Below are 24,178 nucleotides of genomic sequence, written 5' to 3' on the forward strand. Positions count from 1 at the left end.
CCCACCCGCCCGCCCGCCCCGAGTGAGAGGAACAGCGTCTTGCGCATCGCCGTGTCCGGCTCCATCGCGACCGACCACCTCATGGTCTTCCCCGGCCGCTTCGCCGAACAGCTGATCACCGAGATGGTCGAGCACGTGTCCCTGTCCTTCCTGGCAGACAAACTGGAAGTACGGCGCGGCGGCGTGGGCGCGAACATCTCCTTCGGCCTCGGGCGGCTGGGCCTGCGGCCCGTACTCGTGGGCGCCGCGGGCGTCGACTTCCGTGAATACGAGGACCTGCTGCGCGAGGCGGGCGTGGACACCACGTCCGTCCGGGTCAGCGAGACCCTGCACACGGCCCGCTTCGTGTGCACCACGGACGTCGACCAGAACCAGATCGCCACCTTCTACGCGGGCGCCATGGCCGAGGCCCACCTCATCGATCTCGCCGATGCCCACCACCGTACGGACGGCCTCGACCTGGTCATCGTCGGCGCCGACGACCCCGCCGCCATGCTCCGGCACACGGCCACCGCCCACGCCCTCGGCATCCCGGTGGCCGCCGACCCCTCCCAGCAACTCGCCCGCCTGGACTCCGAACAGACCCGCTCCCTGGTCGACGGGGCCCACCTGCTCTTCACCAACGAGTACGAGAGCGCCCTCCTGCGCGAACGCACCGGATGGACGGAGGAGGACGTCCTGGTCCGCGTAGGCACCTGGATCACCACACGCGGCGCCGACGGCGTCTCCATCACCCGCGCCGACGGACTGCACCTGGACATCCCGGCCGTCCCGACCCAGGACGTCGTCGACCCGACCGGCGTCGGCGACGCCTTCCGCGCCGGCTTCCTCTCCGGCCTCTCGTGGGAGCTGTCCTACGAACGTGCCGCGCAGCTCGGCTGCGCCCTGGCCACGGTGGTGCTCGAATCGGTGGGCACGCAGGAGTACAAGCTGCTCTCCGCCGACCTGCTGGCCAGGATCGGCCGGGTCTACGGGAACGAGGCGGTCCGGGAGATCGAACCGTGGCTGGCGGAGTCCCTGTGACCACGCACCAGACCCGGGCCGATGCCCTCCGGGAGGCGCTCGCGACCCGTGTGGTCGTCGCCGACGGAGCCATGGGAACGATGCTCCAGGCGCAGGACCCCACGATGGAGGACTTCCAGCAGCTCGAAGGCTGCAACGAGGTCCTGAACGTGACGCGCCCCGACATCGTGCGCTCCGTCCACGAGGCGTACTACTCGGTGGGTGTGGACTGCGTCGAGACGAACACCTTCGGTGCGAACTTCGCGGCGCTCGCCGAGTACGACATTCCCGAGCGGAACTTCGAGCTGTCGGAGGCCGGTGCGCGGATCGCGCGTGAGGTGGCGGACGAGTTCACCGCTTCGACGGGTCAGCAGCGGTGGGTGCTGGGTTCCATCGGCCCGGGCACCAAGCTTCCCACCCTGGGCCACATCACTTACGCGCAGATCCGTGACGCCTATCAGATCAACGCGGAGGGTCTGATCTCCGGCGGGGCGGATGCCCTGCTGGTGGAGACCACGCAGGACCTGCTGCAGACGAAGTCCTCGATCATCGGTGCCCGGCGCGCGATGGAGGCCCTCGGGGTCAGCGTTCCGCTGATCTGCTCCGTCACCGTCGAGACCACCGGCACGATGCTCCTGGGTTCGGAGATCGGCGCGGCGCTGACGGCGTTGGAGCCGCTGGGGATCGACATGATCGGTCTGAACTGCGCGACCGGCCCCGCGGAGATGAGTGAGCACCTGCGCTACCTGGCGCGCAACGCCCGTATCCCGCTGTCCTGCATGCCGAACGCGGGTCTGCCGGTGCTGACGAAGCAGGGTGCGCACTATCCGCTGTCGGCTCCTGAGCTGGCGGATGCGCAGGAGACGTTCGTGCGTGAGTACGGTCTGTCCCTGGTCGGCGGCTGCTGTGGCACCACTCCGGAGCATCTGCGGCAGGTGGTGGAGCGGGTGCGTGGCACGGCCGTCACCGCGCGCAGCCCGCAGCCCGAGCCGGGTGCCGCTTCGCTGTATCAGACGGTGCCGTTCCGGCAGGACACCTCGTACATGGCGATCGGTGAGCGGACGAACGCGAACGGGTCGAAGAAGTTCCGTGAGGCGATGCTGGAGGCGCGCTGGGACGACTGTGTGGAGATGGCCCGGGACCAGATCCGTGAGGGCGCGCACATGCTCGATCTGTGTGTGGACTACGTCGGGCGTGACGGTGTCGCGGACATGCAGGAACTCGCCGGGCGTTTCGCGACCGCCTCGACGCTGCCGATCGTGCTGGACTCCACCGAGGTTCCGGTGATCCAGGCCGGTCTGGAGAAGCTGGGCGGGCGTGCGGTCATCAACTCGGTCAACTACGAGGACGGTGACGGGCCCGAGTCCCGCTTCGCGAAGGTCACGCAGCTGGCGCGGGAGCACGGTGCCGCGCTGATCGCGCTGACCATCGACGAGGAGGGCCAGGCCCGCACGGTCGGGCACAAGGTCGCCATCGCCGAGCGTCTCATCGCCGACCTGACGGGGAACTGGGGGATCCGCGAGTCGGACATCCTCATCGACACGCTCACGTTCACGATCTGCACGGGGCAGGAGGAGTCCCGCAAGGACGGCATCGCGACGATCGAGTCGATCCGTGAGCTCAAGCGCCGCCACCCCGACGTGCAGACCACCCTCGGTCTGTCGAACATCTCCTTCGGCCTGAACCCGGCCGCGCGTGTCCTGCTGAACTCCGTGTTCCTCGACGAGTGCGTGAAGGCGGGTCTGGATTCGGCGATCGTGCACGCGTCGAAGATCCTGCCGATCGCCCGGTTCGACGAGGAACAGGTCACCACCGCCCTGGATCTGATCTACGACCGCCGTGAGGGCGACTACGACCCGCTGCAGAAGCTGATGGCCCTCTTCGAGGGCGTCAACACCAAGTCCCTGAAGGCCGGCCGCGCCGAGGAACTCCTCGCCCTGCCGCTGGATGAACGCCTCCAGCGCCGCATCATCGACGGCGAGAAGAACGGCCTGGAGGCCGACCTCGACGAAGCCCTGCGGACACGCCCCGCCCTGGACATCGTCAACGACACCCTCCTGGAAGGCATGAAGGTCGTCGGCGAGCTGTTCGGCTCCGGCCAGATGCAGCTGCCCTTCGTCCTGCAGTCGGCGGAGGTGATGAAGACGGCCGTCGCCTACCTCGAACCGCACATGGAGAAGACGGACGACGAGGGCAAGGGCACGATCGTGCTGGCCACCGTCCGCGGGGACGTCCACGACATCGGGAAGAACCTCGTCGACATCATCCTGACGAACAACGGCTACAACGTCGTCAACATCGGGATCAAGCAGCCGGTCTCCGCGATCCTGGAAGCCGCCCAGGAACACAAGGCCGACGTGATCGGCATGTCGGGTCTCCTGGTCAAGTCCACCGTGATCATGAAAGAGAACCTGGAAGAGCTCAATGCCCGGGGACTCGGCTCACGCTTCCCCGTCATCCTCGGCGGCGCGGCCCTCACCCGCGCCTACGTCGAACAGGACCTCCACGAAATCTACGAAGGCGAAGTCCGCTACGCACGCGACGCCTTCGAAGGCCTCCGCCTCATGGACGCCCTCATCGCCGTCAAACGCGGCGTCCCCGGCGCCACCCTCCCACCCCTCAAGCAACGCCGTGTGCCGCCCACCGGCTTGGTCCTCGAAGAGCGCCCCGAAGAACCCCCCGCACGCTCCGACGTAGCGGCCGACAACCCGGTCCCCGCCCCGCCGTTCCTCGGAACCCGGGTGGTCAAGGGCATCCCGCTCAAGGACTACGCCTCCTGGCTGGACGAACAGGCCCTCTTCAAGGGCCAGTGGGGTCTGAAGCAGGCCCGGGGCGGTCCCTCCTACGAGGAGCTGGTCGAGACCGAGGGGCGGCCCCGGCTGCGCGGCTGGCTGGACCGCCTGCACACGGACAACCTGCTCGAAGCGGCCGTGGTCCACGGCTACTTCCCCTGCGTCTCCAAGGGCGACGACCTGATCATCCTCGACGAGGACGGGAGCGAGCGGACCCGCTTCACCTTCCCCCGCCAGAGCCGCGGCCGCCACCTCTGCCTCTCGGACTACGTCCGCCCCGAGGACTCCGGCGAGACCGACGTGGTCGCCCTCCAGGTGGTCACCATGGGCTCCAAGATCGGCGAGGCCACCGCCAAGCTGTTCGAAGCCGACGCCTACCGCGACTACATGGAGCTGCACGGCCTGTCCGTCCAGCTCGCCGAGGCCCTGGCCGAGTACTGGCACGCCCGCGTCCGCGCCGAACTGGGCATCGACGGGTCCGACCCGGCCTCGGTCGACGGCATGTTCCGCACCGAGTACCAGGGCTGCCGCTACTCCCTCGGCTACCCGGCCTGCCCCGAACTCGCCGACCGGGCGAAGATCGCCGACCTCCTCCGGCCGGAACGGATCGGCGTCCACCTCTCGGAGGAGTTCCAGCTCCACCCCGAACAGTCCACGGACGCCATCGTGATCCACCACCCCGAAGCCACCTACTTCAACGCCGGGGGACGCTCATGACAGCCCTGCGTGAAGCCCTTGCCGGCGGGGTGCCGTCCTTCTCCTTCGAGTTCTTCCCGCCCAGGACCGATGCGGGCTCCCGCGTGCTGTGGGAGGCGATCCGCCGTATCGAGGCACTCGCCCCGACCTTCGTATCGGTCACCTACGGGGCCGGCGGCTCCTCCCGGGACCGTACCGTCGAGGTGACCAAGCGGATCGCCGCCGAGACGACGCTTCGCCCCGTCGCCCACCTCACCGCCGTCGGGCACTCCGTCGCCGAGCTGCGCCACATCATCGGGCAGTACGCGGACGTGGGCGTACGGGACGTCCTGGCCCTGCGCGGCGATCCGCCCGGCGATCCGAACGCTCCCTGGGTCCGCCATCCGCAGGGCCTGACCCATGCGCACGAGCTGGTCAGCCTGGTCCGGGACTCCGGTGCATTCAGCGTCGGCGTCGCCGCGTTCCCCGAGCGGCATCCGCGCTCCCCTGACTGGGAGAGCGAGATGCGGCACTTCGTGGCCAAGTGCAGGGCGGGCGCCGACTACGCGATCACCCAGATGTTCTTCCACGTCGACGACTACCTGCGGCTGCGTGACCGGGTGGCCGCCGCGGGCTGCGACACCCCGATCGTCCCGGAGATCATGCCGGCCACGGACGTACGCCAGATCGGCCGGTTCGCCGAGCTCAGCGGCGCCTCGTTCCCCGGGGAACTGGCCCGCCGCCTCGATGCCGTGCGCGACGACCCGGCCGCCGGACACGCCATCGGCGTCGAGTACGCCACCGCCATGGCACAGCGGCTGCTGGCCGAGGGAGCCCCGGGGCTGCACTACATCACCCTCAACCGCTCCACGGCGACGCTGGAGATCCACCGCAACGTACTGAACTCAAGGAGCACACAGCATGTCCTCGCAGCCCACCGCTGACCTCAAGGACTCCACGGACTTCACGGATTTCAAGGTCGCCGATCTTTCCCTCGCCGCTTTCGGCCGCAAGGAGATCACCCTGGCCGAGCACGAGATGCCGGGTCTGATGTCGATCCGCCGCGAGTACGCCGAGGCGCGGCCGCTGGCCGGCGCGCGGATCACCGGTTCGCTCCACATGACCGTGCAGACCGCCGTGCTGATCGAGACCCTCGTCGCCCTCGGCGCGGAGGTCCGGTGGGTGTCGTGCAACATCTACTCGACGCAGGACCACGCGGCCGCGGCGATCGCGGCGGCCGGGATCCCGGTCTTCGCCTGGAAGGGCGAGACGCTGGAGGAGTACTGGTGGTGCACGGAGCAGGCGCTGACCTGGCCCGGTCACGCCGGTCCGAACATGATCCTGGACGACGGCGGTGACGCGACCCTGCTGGTCCACAAAGGCGTCGAGTACCAGAAGGCCGGCGCGGTCCCGGACCCGTCCACCGCCGACAACGAGGAGATGGCCCTGGTCCTGGGCCTGCTGGCGAAGACCGGCATCGACTGGACGGCCCTGGCCTCCGGGATCCGCGGCGTCACCGAGGAGACCACCACCGGTGTCCACCGCCTCTACGAGATGCACCAGGCCGGCACCCTCCTCTTCCCCGCGATCAACGTGAACGACGCCGTCACCAAGTCGAAGTTCGACAACAAGTACGGCTGCCGCCACTCCCTGATCGACGGCATCAACCGCGCCACCGACGTCCTGATCGGCGGCAAGGTCGCCGTCGTCTGCGGCTACGGCGACGTCGGCAAGGGCAGCGCCGAATCCCTCCGAGGCCAGGGCGCCCGTGTGATCGTCACCGAGATCGACCCGATCTGCGCCCTCCAGGCGGCCATGGACGGCTACCAGGTCGCCACCCTCGACGACGTCGTGGAGATCGCGGACATCTTCATCACCACCACCGGCAACAAGGACATCATCATGGCCGCCGACATGGCCAGGATGAAGCACCAGGCCATCGTCGGGAACATCGGCCACTTCGACAACGAGATCGACATGGCCGGCCTGGCCAAGGTCGAGGGCATCGTCAAGGACGAGGTCAAGCCCCAGGTCCACACCTGGAAGTTCCCCGACGGCAAGGTCCTCATCGTCCTCTCCGAAGGCCGCCTCCTCAACCTCGGCAACGCCACCGGCCACCCGTCGTTCGTGATGTCGAACTCCTTCGCGGACCAGACCCTGGCCCAGATCGAGCTCTTCACCAAGCCCTCGGAGTACCCGACCGACGTCTACGTGCTGCCCAAGCACCTCGACGAGAAGGTCGCCCGCCTCCACCTCGACGCCCTCGGCGTCAAACTCACCACCCTGCGCCCCGAACAGGCCGCCTACATCGGCGTCGACGTCGAAGGCCCGTACAAGCCCGACCACTACCGCTACTGATCCCCACGCGACCCGTACAGAGACGGCCAAGAGAGGCGGCTATGATCAATCTCTTCCAGCCCCAGGTGGGTGCTGAGGAACTCGACGCTGTTGCCCAGGTGTTCCAGGACCACTGGCTCGGCCACGGCCCCCGCACCAAGGCCTTCGAGGCGGCCTTCGCCGAGCACCTCGGCGTCGCACCCGAACACGTGGTGTTCATCAACTCGGGCACGTCGGGGCTCTTCCTGGCCACGGAACTGCTGGACCTGGAGGAGGGCGACGAGGTCGTCCTGCCCTCGCTCAGCTTCCTCGCCGCCGCCAACGCGATCATGACCAGCGGTGGCCGCCCGGTCTTCTGTGACGTCGACCCCCGCACCCTCAACCCCACGCTCGACGACATCGAACAGGTCCTCACCGACCGCACCAAGGCGGTGATCGTCCTCCACTACGGCGGCTACCCCGGCGACATCGTCCGCATCGCGGAACGCTGCCGCGAGCTCGGCATCACCCTCATCGAGGACTCCGCCTGCTCGGTGGCCTCCCGCGTCGACGGCAGGGCCGTGGGCACCTTCGGCGACCTCGCCATGTGGAGCTTCGACGCCATGAAGGTCCTCGTCACCGGCGACGGCGGCATGATCTACGTCAAGGATCCCGAGCAGGCCGCGAGGGTCCGTCGCCTCGCCTACCACGGCCTCGCCCAGCCCAGCGGCTTCGGCTACGCCAAGGTCTCCGCCCGCTGGTGGGAACTGGACATCCCCGAGCCCGGGCGCCGCGTCATCGGCAACGACCTGACCGCCGCCATCGGCTCCGTCCAACTGCGCAGGCTCCCCGAGATGGTGACCAGGCGCCAGGAGATCGTCGCCCTCTACGACCGGGAGCTCGCCGGCATCGAAGGCCTGCTCACTCCCCCGGAACTCCCCGAGGGCCACGAGTCCACCCACTACTTCTACTGGGTGCAGATGTCCCCCGAGATCCGCGACCAGGTCGCATCCGACCTGCTGGCGGACGAGATCTACACGACGTTCCGCTACGCCCCTCTGCACAAGGTCCCGACGTACGGTACGCCCGACACCCGGCTCCCCTCCTCGGACTGGGTCTCCGACCGTACGCTGTGCCTCCCGCTGCACCCCGGCCTCAGCGACGCCGACGTGCTCACCGTCGCCGCTTCCCTGCGCAAGGCCGTCGAGGCCCGCACCGCGGAGAAGAACGCCCGGTCCTGAGGCGGGGGGCCGCGTACGCGGGGGCGGGGGGAGTTCGCGCTCCCCCCGCCCCCGCGTTCCGTTTCCGTGTTCCCCACCCCACGGAGCCCGAAGGGGCGCCGGGAAACCCGGCGCCCCTGGGCACAGCTCCGACCGGTCAGGCCACGATGTCGATCCGGCCCATCTGCCCGCCGGAGGAGTGACCCAGCTGGTGGCAGTGGTACAGGTACTGGCCCGTGTACGGCCCCCAGGTCATGGCGATCTTCACGGTGTCGCCGGGGCCGAGCGTGACGGTGTCCTTCAGACCGAGGTCACGGGTGCCGGCCGGCTTGCCGTTGCGCTCCAGCACCCGGAAGTACGTCAGGTGGGTGTGGAAGCTGTGCCACAGGTGGAAGTCCGGCTTCCCGGGTGCCGCGGGGGCCTCCACGTTGCGGACGGTCCACACCTCGGTGGTGCCCAGCTTGGCCGTGATGTCCACCCGGTTCGGGTCGTAGGACTGGCCGTTGATGGTCATCGCCGGGAAGGTACGGATCTCGAAGTCCCGCTCCACCGTGGGCGTCGGCTGCGGCGGGTACGTCGTCAGCCGGCCCGGCACGAAGCTGTAGTCCGGCGCCGTGCGCACGATGTCGAAGCGCATCACCTCGGGGCGCTCGATCGACTGCGCGCCCGGGTTCTCCAGCACCACGGAGTCGCCCACCTTGTAGCGGGAGAAGTCCACGACGATGTCCGCCCGCTCACCGCCCAGCATCAGCAGCTCGCTCTGCTGCACGGGAGTCTCCAGGAAGCCCCCGTCGGTGCCGATCTGGGTGAACTCGATGCCGTCGGCGAAACGCAGCTTGACGTAGCGGTTGGCGCAGGCGTTGTAGACGCGGAAACGGTACTTGCGCGCCGCGACCTGGAAGTACGGCCGCTCCTTGCCGTTGACCAGCATGTGCGGGCAGTCCGAGGGGCGGGTGTAGAGCAGGGTGCCGTCCGCCTCGACGCGCGCGTCCCGGATGACGAGCGGGACGTCGTAGGGACCGCTCGGCAACGGCAGCGTGCGCTCGTTGTGGTCGGTGAGCAGGTACAGGCCGTGCAGGCCCATGAAGACGTTCTCGGCCTCCAGGTGGTGCGCGTGGTCGTGGTACCACAGCGACGCCGCCGGCTGGTTGTTCGGGTAGCGGTACGTACGTTCGCCGCCCGGCACGATGGTGTCCATCGGCAGGCCGTCGTGCTCGGAGAGCACGTGCGCCCCGTGCAGGTGGACCGCGGTGTTCACCTGGAGCTCGTTGATCTGCCGGACGACGACCTCACGGCCCTGGGTCGCCCGGATGGTCGGGCCGGGGAAGGTGCCGTCGTAGGTGCGGACCTTCGACATGAGGCCCTTGACGATCTCGACCTGGGCTTCCTGCATCCGTATCTCGTAGAGGTCGGACGTGGCCGTGAAGGAGGTCGGCTTGAGGTTCTTCGGCAGCGGCATGGCGTGCGCGAACGGTACGATCGGCGCCGCCTCCGCCGTGGCGAGGGAACTGGCCACGGCCTGGGACCCGGCACCGGTCAGCCGGTCCCACGGGAACAGGGCCGCCGCGCCACCGGCGGCCGCCACTTTGAGGGCATTACGACGATTCAGCATGCAAGGATCCGGATTCTCTTCGAAGGGAGGGAGCACCGGCCGCGGCCGCCCACGGCGCACCGGCCACGAACGCCAGCAGCAGGGCGGCGAGGGCGCACAACCGCATGGCCGTGACGGCGTCGGCGGTGACGACAGCGCCCAGGGGCCCACCGTCCACGGGGGAGAAGGCCCGTGCCAGGACCACGAGCGGTACGGTCACCACCGCGCCGACGGCCGTGGCCGCTGCCGCGAAACCCAGCTGGGCGGGGAGCGAGCGGCCGCCGGCCCCCACCAGCCGACCGCACCGGCGGCGCAGCACCTGGCCGGCCAGGGCCAGCAGCGGCAGCGTCAGGTAGAAGGCCACTGTGGCCAGGGCGAGGAACAGCCCGGGCCGGAAGGCCTCCGGCTCCACCGGCCCGGCACTGTGCCACCAGGCGTGGTCACCCGGTTGCGGCGGGGGCGCCTCGGTGCGGGGGTACACGATCCACGCCACCGCGAAGGCCTGGGCGAAGGCGAGCAGGCCCAGCGGTACCTGACTCAACGAGGACAGCAGGCGCAGCGCGCCCCGCTCCCCCGCGCCCCTGCCCGCCACGCCCCCGGGAACGGCCCCGGGGGCCGCGCCCCCGGGGCCGTCCCCGGGTTCCCGCCCGGCCCCCACCCCCGGGCCGGTGCCCGACGTGCCGCCGGCCCGGCGGTATCCGGCGGCGGCGACCAGTTCCCGGGCGACCACGCTCACGGCCCGCTCTCCGCGGGGAAGTCGGTGGTGCGGGCCAGGGCGTCCCATTCCTCCCAGCCGGCCAGCCGCGCCCGCAGCACGTTCGGCGCCAGGTCCGCGGCCCCCTCGCCGAGCAGGACGCGCAGTGGCGGCTCCGCCTCGTCGGTCAGCTTCAGCAGGGCCTCGCCCGCCTTCCGCGGATCCCCCGGCTGGAGGTGTGCGTAGGCCCCCGACAGACCGTGCCGGCGCTTGGCGAGGACCTCGTCGTATGCGAACTTGGGCGTGGCGCGGACCATGCTGCCCGCACTCCAGTCGGTGCGGAACTCCCCCGCCTCGACCAGGGTGACCTTCACGCCGAAGCCCGCGACCTCCTGGGCCAGGGTCTCGCTGACCGCTTCCAGGGCCCACTTGCTCGCGCAGTACAGGCCGAGGTTGGGGTACGTGGTGACGCCCGCGATGCTCGACATCTGCAGCAGGTGGCCGCTGCCCTGGCGGCGCATCACCGGCAGGACGGCCTGGGTCACCCAGAGCGCGCCGAAGAAGTTCACGTCGAACTGGTCACGGACCTGGGTCTCGTTCACCTCCTCCACGGCGCCGGCCAGACCGTAGCCGGCGTTGTTGAGGAGCACGTCGATCCGCCCGGTCCGCTCGGCCGCCTCGGCGACCGCGGCCAGCACCGCCGCGCGGTCGGTGACGTCGAGCGCCACGGGGACGACCCGCTCGCCGAAGCGCTCCACGAGCCCGTCCAGGGCCGGGATGCTGCGGGCCGTGGCCACCACGGTGTCGCCGGCCTCCAGGACCACCTCGGCTATGGCCCGGCCCAGACCCCGGGAAGCCCCGGTGATCAGCCAGACGCGTTCGGTCCTGTCGCTCATCGTCCCGCCCTCTGCTCGGCGTAGGCCTTGGCGTGGTGGAGGGTGGCGGTGCTGTTGGTGCTGAGGGCGGTGTGGACGTAGCGCTTGGCGTCCTCGACCGTGGCCGACTCGCCCAGGATCCGGGCGATGTTGTCGGTGTTGATCGTCACCGTGTGCTGCGAGGAGGCCGCCACCCCGCCCTCGTTCTCCTCGAACGTCCAGTAACCGGTGTGCAGGGTCATCAGCGCCGGCAGGGTCGTCTGCTTGTACGCGATCCGGTGGTGCGCGAACGTCACCCGGTAGGACTTGGTGGTGTGCACCGAGCCGTCCTTGGCGCGCGTGTCCATCTCCAGCTCCTGCAGCCCGGGGGTGTCCTCGCGCAGACGGACCGTGGCCACGTGCGGCAGCCGCTCGTGCCAGCGGTCCGCCTCGTTCACGAAGTCGTACACGTCCTTCGCCGAGCCCTCGATCTGCACGGTGTCCTCGAAGGAGAACGTCAGCTCTTCGGCCGCGTGCGCCGCCTCGACGTTCTTCTTCAGCGCCGCAAGCTCCGAACGCGAGTTGCGGTCGACGGCCTCGTCGATCCACGCCAGCGAGTCCGCGTCGTCGTCGACGGCCCGGTAGTCGTGCAGCAGCCGCACCCGCGACTCCTGCGCGGACAGCTCCTCGATGATCCAGGTCCCGCCCATCGCGGCCACCGGCGGCGCGGTGACCTCCTGGCGGAAGGTGATCCTCAACGCCTCCGCGTCCAGGGTGCGGCGCGAGGTCCAGTTCTTCGCCTCGCCGTTCGCGGTCGCCCAGATCCGGATCCGCTCCTCGCCGGGCCCCTCCGGCACCTGGTCGACGTAGATCGTCGGGGGGAAGATCCGGGGCCAGTTCACGACCTCGGCGATCAGACGGTAGACGGCGGCGGCCGGAGCCGAGACCGTGATCTCGTGCTCCACCTCGCGCAGACCGGGCTGCGTCATGCCGATGACTCCTCAACAGTCGAAACGAGCACGGTCAGAAGTTGCCGAGGCCGCCGCAGACGTTCAGCGCCTGCGAGGTGATGGAGGCGGCGGCGTCGGAAGCCAGGTAACCCACCAGGCCGGCCACTTCCTCCGGCGTCGAGTAACGGCCGAGGGGGATCTTCGCCTGGAACTTCTCCAGGATCGCCTCCTCCGTCGCGTCATAGGCGGCCGCGTAACCCTGCCGCACGCGCTGCGCCATCGGCGTCTCCACATAACCCGGGCAGACGGCGTTCACGGTGATACCGGTGGGGGCCAGCTCGTTGCCGAGCGCCTTCGTGAAGCCCACCACCCCGTGCTTGGAAGCGGAGTACGGGGCGCCCAGCACCACGCCCTGCTTCCCGGCCGTGGACGCGATGTTGATGATCCGGCCGCGGTCCTTCGCCCGCAGCCCGCCCGTGGTCAGCGCCTCACGCGTGACACGGAAGACACTGTTGAGGTTCGTGTCGATCACGTCGTGCCACAGCTCCTCGGCGATGTCGGCCGTCACACCGCCACCCGAACGCCCCGCGTTGTTCACGACCACGTCCACGCTGCCGAAACGGTCCACCGCGGCCTGGATCCAGGCCCGTACCCCGTCGGTCGAGCGGACGTCGACCACCGCTCCGTCGACCTCCAGACCCTCGCCCTGGAGCTCCTTGACGGTCTCCGCCACGTTCTCGGCGCTGCGGGCCCCGATGAAGACCCGATGCCCCTGCACCGCCAGCAGCCGCGCCACGGCCAGCCCGATACCACTCGTGGCACCCGTGACGACGGCAACCCGCTTGCCCTGATCCGACATGCGCTCTCCTCGACGCTCAACTACGTGACCTCACGGGCAGGGTCGGGGCCCCGCCTGGAGGACGGCTCGAAAGATCCTCGGGACCGGCCCGCACCCCCGTTTGGACCGGGACCCAGCCGCCCCACCATCGGAGTTCGATCAGCCATCGAGCGCCGTTTCCCAAGCTCGTACGCACAGCAGGTCGCGAGAGGCAGGCGCCGCCAGCGCCGGACCGACAGCACAGCAGAAGGACTCACCGTGAAGGACACCCAATGAGCCGACGCGTCGTCATCACCGGAATCGGCGTGGTCGCGCCCGGGGGGGTGGGCACCAAGGAGTTCTGGTCCCTGCTCACCGCCGGGAAGACCGCGACCCGCGCGATCAGCCTGTTCGACGCCTCCCCGTTCCGCTCCCGCATCGCCGCAGAGGCCGACTTCAACCCCCTCGACCACGGATTCACCGCCGAAGAGGCCATGCGCCTCGACCGGGCGGCCCAGTTCGCGATCGTCAGCGCGAGCGAGGCCGTCCGCGACAGCGGCATCGACACCGCCGAGCTGGACCCCACCCGTACCGGTGTCACCCTCGGCAGCGCGGTCGGCTGCACCACGGGCCTGGACGTCGAGTACAACGCTGTGAGCCGCGGCGGATCCACCTGGCAGGTGGACCACACCCTCGCCGTCCCGCACCTGTTCGACTACTTCGTCCCGAGCTCCATGGCGGCCGAAGTGGCCTGGCGTGTGAACGCCCAGGGCCCCGTCTCCATGGTCTCCACCGGATGCACCTCCGGCCTCGACTCCATAGGCCACGCCGTCGAGCTGATCCGCGAGGGCAGCGCAGACGTGATGATCACCGGTGCCACCGAGGCCCCGATCTCCCCCATCACCGTCGCCTGCTTCGACGCGATCAAGGCCACCTCCCCGCGCAACGACGACCCCGGGACCGCCTCCCGCCCCTTCGACGCCACCCGCAACGGCTTCGTCCTCGGCGAGGGCTCGGCCGTCCTGGTCCTGGAGGACCTGGAGAGCGCCCGCAAGCGCGGCGCCCACGTCTACGCCGAGATCTCCGGCTTCGCCAGCCGCTGCAACGCGTACCACATGACCGGACTGCGCGCCGACGGCGTGGAGATGGCCGAGGCGATCACCGTCGCCCTCGACGAGGCCCGCCTCGACCCCTCCGCCGTCGACTACATCAACGCCCACGGTTCCGGCACCAAGCAGAACGACCGCCACGAGACCGCCGCCTTCAAGCGCAGCCTCGGACAGCGCGCCTACGAGGTCCCCGTCAGCTCCATCAAGTCGATGATCGGCCACTCGCTCGGCGCGATCGGCTCCCTCGAAGTCGCGGCCAGCGCCCTGGCCATCGAGTACAACACGGTGCCGCCCACCGCCAACCTGCACACCCCCGACCCCTCCTGCGATCTGGACTACACCCCGCTCACCGCGCGCGAGCAGCGCACCGACGCCGTCCTCAGCGTGGGCAGCGGGTTCGGCGGATTCCAGAGCGCCATGATCCTGACCCGCCCGCGTCTGGGAGATGCCGCATGACCACCGAAACCGCAGCCCGCCCCGGCGGTACCCCCCTCTCCCCCACCGCGGCGCCCGTCGTCACCGGCATCGGTGTCACCGCCCCCAACGGCCTCGGCACCGAAGCCTGGTGGGCGGCCGTCCTGCGCGGCGAGAGCGGCATCCGCCCGGTCGGCCGTTTCGACGCCACCCAGTACCCGGCCAAGCTGGCCGGCGAGGTCCCCGGCTTCGACGCCGCCGAGCACGTGCCCAGCCGGCTGCTGCCGCAGACCGACCACATGACCCGGCTCGCGCTGACCGCCGCCGACGAGGCCCTCGCCGACGCGGGCGTCGACCCGGCCGAGCTGCCCGACTTCTCCGCCGGCGTGATCACCGCCAGCTCGGCGGGCGGCTTCGAGTTCGGCCAGAAGGAACTCCAGGCCCTGTGGAGCCAGGGCGGCCAGTACGTCAGCGCCTACCAGTCCTTCGCCTGGTTCTACGCCGTCAACACCGGCCAGATCTCCATCAAGAACGGACTCCGCGGCCCCAGCGGCGTCCTGGTCACCGAACAGGCCGGCGGTCTGGACGCGGTCGCCCAGGCCCGCCGCCAGCTCCGCAAGGGCCTGCGCCTCGTGGTCACCGGCGGCGTGGACTCCTCCCTCTGCCCCTGGGGCTGGGCCGCCCACCTCGCGGGCGGCGAGCTGAGCACGAGCGAGGACCCCGCCCGTGCCTTCCGGCCCTTCTCCGCCGAGGCCGACGGCCACGTCGCCGGAGAGGGCGGCGCGCTGCTCGTCCTGGAGGACGCGGCCGCGGCCCGCGAACGCGGCGCCGAGATCTACGGAACCGTCGCGGGCTACGCCTCCACCTTCGACCCGGCACCCGGCTCCGGCGGCGCACCCCGCCTCCAGGCCGCCGCCGAACTGGCCCTGCGCGACGCCGGCCTCACCCCCGCCGACGTCGACGTGGTCTTCGCCGACGCGGCGGGCCGCCGCGACGCCGACCGCGCCGAGGCCCGGGCCCTCACCGCCCTCTTCGGGGAGTACGGCGTACCGGTCACCGCCCCCAAGACCATGACGGGACGGCTCGCCGCCGGCGGAGCGTCCCTGGACCTGGCCGCCGCCCTGCTCTCCCTGCGCGACCAGGTCATCCCGCCGACCGTCAACACCGGCCCGGCCGCCGAGGACTGCCCCGTCGACCTCGTCAGCGAGGTCCGCCGGCCCGAGCGGCTGCGCACCGCCCTGGTGCTGGCCCGCGGCCGGGGCGGCTTCAACGCGGCCATGGTGGTCCGCGCCGCGCATTAACGGCGTTAACACCACCCGGGCACGGCGTTAACGGCGTTAACGCCGTTAACGCCGCCACACTCGCCAGAGCCAGGAGGACCGTTGCCACCCATCGACCCCGCCGACTTCGCCCGCACGATGGCACACGTGCCGACCCCCGTCACCATCGTGACCACCGTGGACCGTGCCGGACAGCGCTGGGGCTTCACCGCCAGCTCGTTCAGCTCCTTGTCCCTGGACCCTCCCCTGGTCCTGGTCTGCCCGGCGAAGACCGCCTCCTGCCACGACGCCTTCGTCACCGGCGACCGCTTCCTGGTCAACGTCCTGGCGGCGGAGCACGCCGACATCGCGAGCAGCTTCGCCCGTTCCGGCCACGACAAGTTCACCGGCAGTCCCATGGAACCGTGCGAGTTCGGCCTTCCGGGCCTGCCGGACGCCACCGCCCGGATCGCCTGCACCCTGCACGACGTACTGGACGGCGGGGACCACAGCATCCTCGTCGGCCGGGTGGAATCCGTCTCCGCCGGCGGCGCCGAGCCGCTGGTCTACTACAACCGTCTCTTCACCCGGCCCGGAGCGAGCCCGGCCCTCGCGTCCACCTCGTAGAGGCACTCAACCAGGAGAGAGCAGTGACCGAACGTTCCCCGTCCGTCGCCCAGCTGCAAGAGGTCGCCGAAGACGTCTACGCGTACATCCAGCCGGACGGCGGCTGGTGCCTCAACAACGCGGGCCTGATCACGGCGGGCGGCCGCCCCGCCCTGATCGACACGGCGGCCACCGAGGCACGCGCCAAGGCACTCAAGGACGCGGTCGCGCGGGTCACGCCGCACGCTCCGGGCTTCGTGATCAACACCCATCCCCATGGCGACCACACCTTCGGCAACCGCCTCTTCGCCGACGAGGCCGTGATCATCGCCCACGAGGCCACGCGCGCCGAAATGGACCTCGCGGGCCTGCACCTCACCGGCCTGTGGCCGGACGTCTGCTGGGGCGACGTGGGAGTGGAACTGCCCACCCTCACCTTCCGAGAGCCCATCACCCTCCATCTCGGTGACATCCGGGCCGAGGTGATGCACCTGGGCACGGCCCACACCAGGAACGACTCCGTCGTCTGGCTGCCCGAACGACGGGTCCTGTTCGCCGGCGACATCGTGATGTCCGGCGCCACGCCCTTCTGCCTCACCGGCTCGATCTCCGGATCCCTCGCCGTCATCGAGAAGCTGCGCGCCCTGGGCCCCCGGACCATCGTCTCGGGCCACGGCCCGGTCGGAGGCACCGAGCTCCTCGACAGTACCGAGGCATACCTGCGCTACGTCCAGGATCTCGCCGGCGCCGGTCTCGCGGCCGGTCTCACCCCACTGGAAGCGGCCCGCGAGGCCGATCTCGGCCCCTTCGCCGCCCTCCTCGACAGCGAACGCCTGGTCCCCAACCTCCACCGCGCCTACGCCGAGGCCGCGGGCGCCGAGCCCGGGCACCTGCTGGACATCTCGGAGCTCTTCTCGGAAATGGTCGACTTCCACGGCGGCCTCCCCTCCTGCGCCGCCTGAGCGAACCGCACGGGGGGCGTTAACGCCGTTAACGGCGTTAACGCCCCCCGTGCGGTTCGCGTGCGTTCGACGGTGCGCTTCACATAGGCTGCAGTCGATAGCAGCTGCTGGAGGCACCACATGAGCGAGACGAACGAGCAGGCCACCCTCTTCGCGGCGGTCGACGCCCTGCTCGAAGAGGCAGCCGCCCAGGACGGGCTCCCCGACCCCGACGAACGCAAGCGCCTGCGCGAAGCCGCCGGCCTCAGCCAGGACCAGATCGCCCGGGCGCTCTCGGTCCGCCGCGAAACCGTCACCTCCTGGGAGACGGGCCGCACCGCCCCCCGCCCTCCCAAGCGCGCCGCCTACGCCCGCCTCCTGGAAGGCCTCGCCACCCTCCACCCCATTAACGGCGATAACACCCCGCCCTCCCCGACGGGCCGGCCCGAACCCACCGTTAACGCCGTTAACCCCCCACCGTCCCCGCCCGGGCACCCGGAGCCGACCGTTAACGCCGTTAACGCCCCACCCTCCCCGACCGGGCAGGCCGAGCCCACCGTTAACGGCGTTAACGCCCCCCCGCCCTCCCCGACCGGGCAGGCCCTCCAACCCCACACCGTTAACGCCGTTAACGCCACGAGCCCTCCACTCCCCACACCCCATCCCCCCACCACCCCGGACCCCGTCGACACCGTCAACGCAGTTAACGCCCCCGAAGCCCCCACCCCCACGGCCAAGGCCATTAACGCCGTTAACGCCGACACCTCCCCGGCCCCCGCACACGCCCACACCGAACCGCTGCCCGCCTCCCCCACCGTTAACGCCGTTAACGGCGTTAACGCCTTTGCCGACCCCACGCCTGCACCCGCACCCACGCCGGCACCAGCACCGGCACCGGCGCGGGCGACCCCCCTCCCCCCACCGACCCGCCAGACACCCACCACCCCCCGCAAGCCCTCCCCTCCCAAGCGGCGGCCCCCCCTCGCCATCGACGGCAACGGCCCCCTCGCCGTCCTGGACGGCACCGGCCACGCCCACGCAGCCGGCGGCGTCCTCCTCCCCCACCCCACCTCCGACCTCCCCGCCCTCATCACCTGGGCCCTCGGCCCCGACGCCGACCTCCGCGCCCCCCGCCTCCACCGCAACGGCAAGGACGGCGACCCCCTCCTCGTCCTCACCGCCCCCGCCGCGGAACGCCTCGGTCTCCCCCTCACCCTCGAAGACCGCCGCGCCCTCCGCCTCCCGGACAACCACCCCGTCATCAAGCAGCTCACCAAGGCCAAGTGGCAGCTCACCCGCCGCGGCTTCGGCCCCTGGCCCCGCATCTACCGCCCGGCCTCCCCCACCTCCGGCCGCCAGTGCGTCCAGCTCGCCGTCCTCCCCTGGGGCGCCCTCGACGCCCGCGCCTGGGGCGAGGACACCGCCGAGCTCCCCGCCCCGGAACTCGCCGAGCTGCTCACCGCCTACGCCACCCGCCTCCTGACCCCCCGCGGCTCCACCGCCGTGACGGGCCTGGAACTCATGACGGCGCTGCGTCCCCCCACCCGCGCCGCACGCAACCCCGACACCAACGCCTGGGAGTCCGCCCCCGTCGCCGGCTCCCTCACCCGCCCCGTCGACCCGGCCCCTCCGGAGGCCCCCGACGAACACCCGGTGGTCGCCGCCCTGTACCCCCGCTCCCACCAGCGCACCCCGGACCAGGTCCTCGACGAAGAGGCCTACGACTGGATCCGCGATCCGGAGCTCCTCACCGACGCCGAATGCGCCGCCACCCACGCGGTCGGCCTCGACGTGAACATGGCCTTCGCCGCCGCCGCGAACCGCCTCACCGTCGGGCTGGGCCCCGCCACCCACACCACGGACCCGCGCTTCGACCCGAAGACCCCCGGCTGCTGGCTGGCCGACCTCTCCTCCCTCCCCCACGACCCCCGCCTCCCCAGCCCCTTCACCCCGCACGGCAAGCCCCCGACCGGACCGGCCTGGTACGCGACCCCGACCCTCGCCTACGCCCAGGAGCTCGGCCACGAGGTCCGCCCCACCGAGGCCTGGCTCCGCCCGGACCACGGCCCGTACCTCGACGCCTGGTACACCCGTCTCCGCGACGCCTACATGGCCACCATGGCCGACCTCGGCGTCACCTCCTCCCTCACCGAGTCCGAGTTCCTCCGGGCCATGGCGACCCACAAGCAGCACGACCCCCTCGCCGCCTCCGTCCTCTCGGCGATCAAGGCCACCGTGAAGGGCGGCATCGGCAAGCTCCGCGAGCGTCCCCAGGGCGCCGGCTACCGCCCGGGCGAACCCTGGCCCGCCCTCGAACGCCCCACCTGGCGCCCCGACATCCGCGCCGCGGTGATCTCCACGGCCCGGGTCAACATGCACCGCAAGATGCTCAAGCTCTCCACGGCGGCCGGTCTGCACCCCATCGCGGTCCTCTCCGACTGCGCGGTCTACCTCTCCCCCGGCCCCAGCCCCCTGGACCTCCTCCCCCGCACCCCGGACGGCAAGCCCCTCCCCGGCGGCTTCCGCCTCGGTGTCAGCCCGGGCATGGTCAAGCACGAAGGCACCCAGCCCCTCCTATGGGCGGTCCAGATGCTCGACGAAGGCCTCAACCCCGCCCGCCACATCAAGGGCCACGACGCAGCAGCAGACGGCGAGTAATCCATGTCCGACATCTCCGACAGCCTGTCCAAGGCCGACGAACTGCACTTCACCCGCCCCGTCCCGAAGTCCGCGGGCGCCCAGATGCGCTTCCTCGTCAAGCAGCTCAAGTCCACCAAGGCGGTCGCCACCACCCTCGGCATCTCGCAGCGCACCGTCGAGCGCTATGTGAAGAACCAGATCAAGCAGCCCAAGCCCGAACTCGCCGCCCGCCTCGAAGCGGAGGTCCGCCGCCGCTGGCAGCCCCTGGTCCGCAAGCGCGCCCGGGAACAGGCCGCCAGGACCACCGGACTCGTCATCGAGACCCGCGCCCGCTTCGGCTTCACCGCGGCCCCCGGCACCACCGACGACGGCCGCATGCGCCGCATCACCCAGCACCTCCCCCCGGAGTACGCGGGCCGCCTGTTCACCGCCCAGGAGACCGGCGCCACCGAAACCCAGCTCCGGCACATCACCGCCGAGGCGCTCCAGGAGATCTACTTCAAGGACAACGGCGCCCGCGCGGGCAGCCTCCTCGTCGAGTTCACCGACATCGACTACGTCGACATCGCCTTCTGAAACCAACCACCCCCGAAAACCCCAAGAACCACTGGTGAGCCGTAGGACGATGGTTGTCACATAGGCAGGCTGGTTGTCACCGACGGTGTTGCGGGCGGTTGAGCCTGAGCGCGACAGGTCGCAACTGTGGTCATCCGTGTCCGGCCTCCCAGTTCTGGTTCTCCTGGGTCGGCCTCTGCGGGCTCAGGGAAGCGTCAATGTCAGTGGGCTCTGCCAGGGTGTGCGTCGTGGATGAACTGGTGGAGCGTGTCGACGATCAAGATCGTGTGCTGGGGATGGTGGTCAGCCGCCAACAGGCCATCCAGGAGGGTTGGCTGCACCGAGTCGCCGTGACGGTGTGTCGTGATGAGCGTGGACGGATCCTCGTCCACCGACGGTCGGAACAGGTATCGCGCTTCCCCGGGCTCTATGAGGTCGAGGTCGGTGGCGCCGCAAATGTCGGCGAGTCCTATGAACAGGCCGCCGCGAGGGAGCTGGCCGAAGAGCTGGGAGTCCGTGCGCTGCCGCGCCTGCTGTTCACGTTCATCAACCGCAGCGGCTTGAGCCCTCACTGGCTCGGCGTGCACGAAGCCGTGGTGCCGGACGCTGTGGTCCCCGATCCCGATGAAGTCGCCTGGCATGGCTGGCTGACCGAGCCGGAGGTGCGGTCGGCCCTGCTGGAGTGGCGCTTCACCCCCGACAGCCACGAAGCCTTCAGCCGGTATCTGGCGTTCGGGACCGCGCGGCCTTGCCCACCACGCTCAAGCTCAGCCTGGAACCGCCCCAGAGAGCCCAAGGCTTGCGATCTTTCGCTACAGGTGACAGAAAGGCTGCCTCATGAGCGTTTGTGACAAATAGCGTGCCTCACTGGTGTCAACCCGGCTGCTTCGACCGGTCTCATTCACCAGCTCAACCCGCTCTTCCGGTGACAACTGCCGTGCTTCGGCTCAACTGGACTCACCGAAGCCCCAAAATCGCCCCTCCAGCCCCCCAAAAAACCAAAGAGGGCCCCGGGGTACCCCGGGACCCTCCAACGCTCTCAAAACCCCCTCAGAAGCCCTCCACGGGCCCCTCCTTCGGGAGCTCACCCCACGGCGTGCAATGTCCTCCGCCGCTTCGACTCCGCCGCCTTCTTCGCGGCGGCCTGCGCCGCCCGCTTCTTCCGCTGCTCCGCCAGCTGGTCCTGGTACTCCGCCACCGCCTGGTGGTAACTGGCCACGTACCCCCGGGCGTCCAGCCGCTCCTCGGGCGCCATCTCGTTCACCGCGGCGACGGCGTCCTCGAAGGAGTTGTAGCCCGCCAGCATAGGGTTGATCTGATAGACCCCGTTCCTGACCTTCCGCACCAGCTTCGCGAGCTCCAGGCTCCGCAGCGCCGCGTTCACGCTCGGCCGGCTGAGCTCCAGCAGCCCCCCGATGGTGGCCTGATCGATGAGGATCCGCCCCCCGGGCTCACTCAGCGAACGCAGCTTCAGCAGCACGCGGTACGCGGCCGGCGGAAGGTCGAGGTCGGAGAGAAGCCCGTCTGCGTTGACCGCAGCGAATCGCAAGGTGCTCACTGAGCTGTCCCTTCTTCCTTGCGCTGTGCCCGGCTCAGCCGGCGCGCAGCGCGCTCCTTGGACCGTTCGGCCCGCAGTTCCTCGATTGCCTGCCGCATGTGGTCCAGCGACGGGAACCGCACCAGGTCCGGCAGGCTCGTGTCGCTGCGAATCTGCGAGATGGTGCTGTGCTGCTCCACCTTCACGAACTCACCCGCCGTCTCGGTACCCGGGATGAACTCAGCCACCCGGTAACTGTAAGGCGGGTTGAACTGGTACACGCCCCGCCGCACCTTGAAGACGATCCCATGAGACATGACAGTGTGCAGCGCCTCCGACGTCTTTGTCCGGCTGACGTCAAGGATCGTAGCCATCTCCTCCTGAGTAAGTGGAATCCGGCCCCCCGCTCGCTGGCACGCGATCAGCAACAGGATCAACCTCAGGGGCAAGGCTTCCCTGAAGTACTGGGCAATCACCAGAAAGAACTCAAGGCTGTCCATGGAGAACGCATTTGGCTGACTCTGCGTCCCGTAGAACTCCAGCGGCTTGCGCTCACCGTCGAGCGTGAGCTTGCGACTGGGATACCGCCTCGCGAGGCTGTCCAGATCCTTGACCGGAGCCAGCGGCTGACTCCACGCCGAGATCGCGTCATCAACGGGGAGATCAGGACGCGGCGCGCGCGACGGACTCGGCCGACGGCGCTGTGGCTCTGATGACACGAGGATGCTCTCCACTTCGTTGATCTGCAGAGAGAGTATGTCAACAAGGGTGACACTAATGTCACGCTCGTTGACGTTCGGCGTGTCTTGTGTCCCCTCAGGAGGGACACATCTCGGCCACGACCCCTCCAGGCCCCCTCTACGCGCCCACGACCCAACCACTCCGCCCTCTCGTCCAGTTCGGGGGCGTATCTCCGCAAGAACGTCAGTATCCCCGACGTTTTAGCCCAAAAAGCGTCAGCCTCGCTGACGTTTTGCCGTCGTTCTGTCCCCCCACCAGCGACACATCGACCGAGTTATGTCCCTCCTGAGGGGACATAACTTTCCCCCTGCACCCCGCCTGACCTGCGACAACGCATATCCGTACTCTCTATAGGCCGTCAGCTGCCGGGCTTCAGGCACCCAACACCGACACAAACCACCTCTGAGCCCTCATTTCCTGACTCCCCGACAGCTGAACCACCTCAAGCCCCTGTACCGGACACCGTGTCCATAACCGCGCAGAATCTGACTGGTTCCTATCTCTATCCCCGAATCATTTTGAAGCAGCCCGCCCACCGACCATTAACGCCGTTAACACGAACAGCTCTCCTTCCACCGCTTCTCCAGCACAGCTCATCTCAACGTCAAACAACCCCCGATATGCAGAGCAAGAACAGCAACACCCCAGGTCAACCACCCCCCGCCACAACCCCACCCAAAGCTGAGCCCACCGGCTAAAGCCCGGGTTCAACCACACTCAACGCCCACCAGAGACACCACACACCAACTGCGCAACCACACAACGGTCGGCGGGCAACAACCACAGAGGGACCTTTCAGGCCAAGCACTGTTCCAAAGCGAACAGGAAGACGCCTGGCAACTGATCAGCCCTGTTTCTCAGCCAGCAGCACCTACACGGAACGCTTCTTAACAGGCACCCTGGAGCTCAGCTCTAGCTCATAGCACTTGGGTACCTACCAACAGGCCAGACACCAGTCAGGGCGAGGTGTTCCGCCGGGGCGAAGCGAGACATTTCGGCGGAGCGAAGCGGAGATTAACCCGCCCGAAGGCCGGGCCCTGGCCACCGCAGCCAACCACCACCGAGCGCAGGCGAGGGGGGCTCGCTTCCCAGACGCGCAGCGCCTGGTGCACCTCACCAGGGGTCCGCGTAGTGGACCCCCGACGAGCGAAGCGAGGTTTCCCGCCGGAGCGAAGCGGAGGCGGCCCCGGCCGAAGGCCGAACTCTGGCCGGCGAAGCCGCCCCGCCGCCGAGCGCAGCAAGGCGGGTCCCTTCCCAGGCGCGCAGCGCCTGGGACACCTCGCCGAAGGCGAGGCAATGGCTACGCGCAGCGTAGCCACCGAGCGAAGCGAAGGTCTTTCGCCGAAGCGCAGCGGAGGCGAACCCGCCCGAAGGGCGGGCCCTGGCGGGCGCAGCCCACCGCCGCCGAGCGCAGCGAGGCGGGTCCCTTCCCAGGCGCGCAGCGCCTGGGGTCCCGCTCCGCGGG

At 69.8% G+C, this 24,178-nt stretch carries 18 protein-coding genes and 1 pseudogene; 12 read left to right on the top strand and 7 right to left on the bottom strand.

The annotated features are described in order from the left end of the window. Positions 1–39 precede the first annotated feature (39 nt). Genes SLAV_RS40500 through SLAV_RS40520 form a run of 5 tightly spaced genes read left to right on the top strand, consistent with a single transcriptional unit; the run spans position 40 to position 8,026 of the window. On the top strand, positions 40–1,023 hold the full coding sequence (locus tag SLAV_RS40500; protein WP_030241897.1) for a carbohydrate kinase family protein: 984 nt from the start codon (positions 40–42) through the stop codon (positions 1,021–1,023). Beyond that, complete coding sequence (metH, locus tag SLAV_RS40505) at positions 1,020–4,511, top strand: methionine synthase (RefSeq protein WP_031943712.1); 3,492 nt, start codon at positions 1,020–1,022, stop codon at positions 4,509–4,511. Before SLAV_RS40500 ends, metH begins: the two co-directional genes overlap by 4 nt. Further along, positions 4,508–5,413, top strand: coding sequence for a methylenetetrahydrofolate reductase [NAD(P)H] (gene metF / locus SLAV_RS40510; protein WP_031943711.1), 906 nt, complete (start codon positions 4,508–4,510; stop codon positions 5,411–5,413). The genes metH and metF overlap by 4 nt, the downstream gene beginning before the upstream one ends. Beyond that, entirely contained in the window at positions 5,391–6,827 is a 1,437-nt protein-coding gene (gene ahcY, locus SLAV_RS40515; RefSeq protein WP_031943710.1) for an adenosylhomocysteinase, read from the top strand. The genes metF and ahcY overlap by 23 nt, the downstream gene beginning before the upstream one ends. Before the next feature lie 41 nt (positions 6,828–6,868). Then, positions 6,869–8,026 (top strand): DegT/DnrJ/EryC1/StrS family aminotransferase, encoded by a 1,158-nt coding sequence (locus SLAV_RS40520; protein WP_030242218.1) that lies wholly within the window; start codon positions 6,869–6,871, stop codon positions 8,024–8,026. A gap of 136 nt (positions 8,027–8,162) precedes the next feature. Here the strand turns inward: SLAV_RS40520 and SLAV_RS40525 are convergent, their stop codons facing one another. Genes SLAV_RS40525 through fabG form a run of 5 tightly spaced genes read right to left on the bottom strand, consistent with a single transcriptional unit; the run spans position 8,163 to position 12,953 of the window. Further along, positions 8,163–9,617 carry a multicopper oxidase family protein gene (locus SLAV_RS40525; protein WP_030242221.1) on the bottom strand — a complete coding sequence of 485 codons (1,455 nt, stop codon included), beginning with the start codon at positions 9,615–9,617 and terminating at the stop codon, positions 8,163–8,165. Further along, positions 9,601–10,332 (bottom strand): hypothetical protein, encoded by a 732-nt coding sequence (locus SLAV_RS40530; protein WP_030242222.1) that lies wholly within the window; start codon positions 10,330–10,332, stop codon positions 9,601–9,603. The genes SLAV_RS40525 and SLAV_RS40530 overlap by 17 nt, the downstream gene beginning before the upstream one ends. Next, positions 10,329–11,186, bottom strand: coding sequence for an oxidoreductase (locus SLAV_RS40535; protein WP_031943709.1), 858 nt, complete (start codon positions 11,184–11,186; stop codon positions 10,329–10,331). The genes SLAV_RS40530 and SLAV_RS40535 overlap by 4 nt, the downstream gene beginning before the upstream one ends. Beyond that, complete coding sequence (locus SLAV_RS40540) at positions 11,183–12,133, bottom strand: aromatase/cyclase (RefSeq protein ID WP_031943708.1); 951 nt, start codon at positions 12,131–12,133, stop codon at positions 11,183–11,185. Before SLAV_RS40540 ends, SLAV_RS40535 begins: the two co-directional genes overlap by 4 nt. Positions 12,134–12,167: 34 nt before the next feature. Continuing rightward, a complete protein-coding gene (fabG, locus tag SLAV_RS40545; RefSeq protein WP_031943707.1) occupies positions 12,168–12,953 on the bottom strand; it encodes a 3-oxoacyl-ACP reductase FabG in 786 nt (261 codons plus the stop codon). Between the two features lie 251 nt (positions 12,954–13,204). Here fabG and SLAV_RS40550 point away from each other — a divergent pair, with 251 nt between their 5' ends. The 7 genes and pseudogenes from SLAV_RS40550 to SLAV_RS40580 form a co-directional block, all read left to right on the top strand. Then, positions 13,205–14,476, top strand: a complete 1,272-nt coding sequence (locus tag SLAV_RS40550) for a beta-ketoacyl-[acyl-carrier-protein] synthase family protein (RefSeq protein ID WP_030242182.1) — start codon at positions 13,205–13,207, stop codon at positions 14,474–14,476. Then, positions 14,473–15,735 (top strand): ketosynthase chain-length factor, encoded by a 1,263-nt coding sequence (locus tag SLAV_RS40555; RefSeq protein ID WP_030242183.1) that lies wholly within the window; start codon positions 14,473–14,475, stop codon positions 15,733–15,735. Before SLAV_RS40550 ends, SLAV_RS40555 begins: the two co-directional genes overlap by 4 nt. Before the next feature lie 81 nt (positions 15,736–15,816). Then, a complete protein-coding gene (locus tag SLAV_RS40560) occupies positions 15,817–16,320 on the top strand; it encodes a flavin reductase family protein (protein WP_031943706.1) in 504 nt (167 codons plus the stop codon). Between the two features lie 23 nt (positions 16,321–16,343). After that, the gene (locus tag SLAV_RS40565; RefSeq protein ID WP_030242185.1) at positions 16,344–17,261 is read left to right on the top strand and encodes an MBL fold metallo-hydrolase; all 918 of its coding nucleotides are present in this window, start codon (positions 16,344–16,346) and stop codon (positions 17,259–17,261) included. Between the two features lie 120 nt (positions 17,262–17,381). Continuing rightward, positions 17,382–19,898 carry a telomere-associated protein Tap gene (gene tap, locus SLAV_RS40570; RefSeq protein ID WP_031943705.1) on the top strand — a complete coding sequence of 839 codons (2,517 nt, stop codon included), beginning with the start codon at positions 17,382–17,384 and terminating at the stop codon, positions 19,896–19,898. Positions 19,899–19,901: 3 nt separating this feature from the next. Continuing rightward, complete coding sequence (tpg, locus tag SLAV_RS40575; protein WP_030242146.1) at positions 19,902–20,456, top strand: telomere-protecting terminal protein Tpg; 555 nt, start codon at positions 19,902–19,904, stop codon at positions 20,454–20,456. Between the two features lie 197 nt (positions 20,457–20,653). After that, a pseudogene (locus tag SLAV_RS40580) lies at positions 20,654–21,181 on the top strand (NUDIX hydrolase); the annotation flags it as partial. A gap of 338 nt (positions 21,182–21,519) precedes the next feature. Here the strand turns inward: SLAV_RS40580 and SLAV_RS40585 are convergent. Beyond that, the gene (locus SLAV_RS40585; RefSeq protein ID WP_030242142.1) at positions 21,520–21,993 is read right to left on the bottom strand and encodes a helix-turn-helix domain-containing protein; all 474 of its coding nucleotides are present in this window, start codon (positions 21,991–21,993) and stop codon (positions 21,520–21,522) included. Next, positions 21,990–22,706 (bottom strand): hypothetical protein, encoded by a 717-nt coding sequence (locus SLAV_RS40590; RefSeq protein ID WP_030242136.1) that lies wholly within the window; start codon positions 22,704–22,706, stop codon positions 21,990–21,992. The genes SLAV_RS40585 and SLAV_RS40590 overlap by 4 nt, the downstream gene beginning before the upstream one ends. Positions 22,707–24,178 lie beyond the last annotated feature (1,472 nt).

Source organism: Streptomyces lavendulae subsp. lavendulae (assembly GCF_002803845.1).
GTDB classification, from domain to species: domain Bacteria; phylum Actinomycetota; class Actinomycetes; order Streptomycetales; family Streptomycetaceae; genus Streptomyces; species Streptomyces lavendulae.

What these genes read in the sequence shown, in the direction of transcription:
- metF (WP_031943711.1), top strand. Translation starts at nt 4,508, where the DNA reads ATGACAGCCCTGCGTGAAGCCCTTGCCGGCGGGGTGCCGTCCTTCTCC.
- ahcY (WP_031943710.1), top strand. Translation starts at nt 5,391, where the DNA reads ATGTCCTCGCAGCCCACCGCTGACCTCAAGGACTCCACGGACTTCACG.
- SLAV_RS40520 (WP_030242218.1), top strand. Translation starts at nt 6,869, where the DNA reads ATGATCAATCTCTTCCAGCCCCAGGTGGGTGCTGAGGAACTCGACGCT.
- SLAV_RS40525 (WP_030242221.1), bottom strand. Translation starts at nt 9,617, where the DNA reads ATGCTGAATCGTCGTAATGCCCTCAAAGTGGCGGCCGCCGGTGGCGCG.
- SLAV_RS40535 (WP_031943709.1), bottom strand. Translation starts at nt 11,186, where the DNA reads ATGAGCGACAGGACCGAACGCGTCTGGCTGATCACCGGGGCTTCCCGG.
- SLAV_RS40540 (WP_031943708.1), bottom strand. Translation starts at nt 12,133, where the DNA reads ATGACGCAGCCCGGTCTGCGCGAGGTGGAGCACGAGATCACGGTCTCG.
- fabG (WP_031943707.1), bottom strand. Translation starts at nt 12,953, where the DNA reads ATGTCGGATCAGGGCAAGCGGGTTGCCGTCGTCACGGGTGCCACGAGT.
- SLAV_RS40550 (WP_030242182.1), top strand. Translation starts at nt 13,205, where the DNA reads ATGAGCCGACGCGTCGTCATCACCGGAATCGGCGTGGTCGCGCCCGGG.
- SLAV_RS40555 (WP_030242183.1), top strand. Translation starts at nt 14,473, where the DNA reads ATGACCACCGAAACCGCAGCCCGCCCCGGCGGTACCCCCCTCTCCCCC.
- tap (WP_031943705.1), top strand. Translation starts at nt 17,382, where the DNA reads ATGAGCGAGACGAACGAGCAGGCCACCCTCTTCGCGGCGGTCGACGCC.
- tpg (WP_030242146.1), top strand. Translation starts at nt 19,902, where the DNA reads ATGTCCGACATCTCCGACAGCCTGTCCAAGGCCGACGAACTGCACTTC.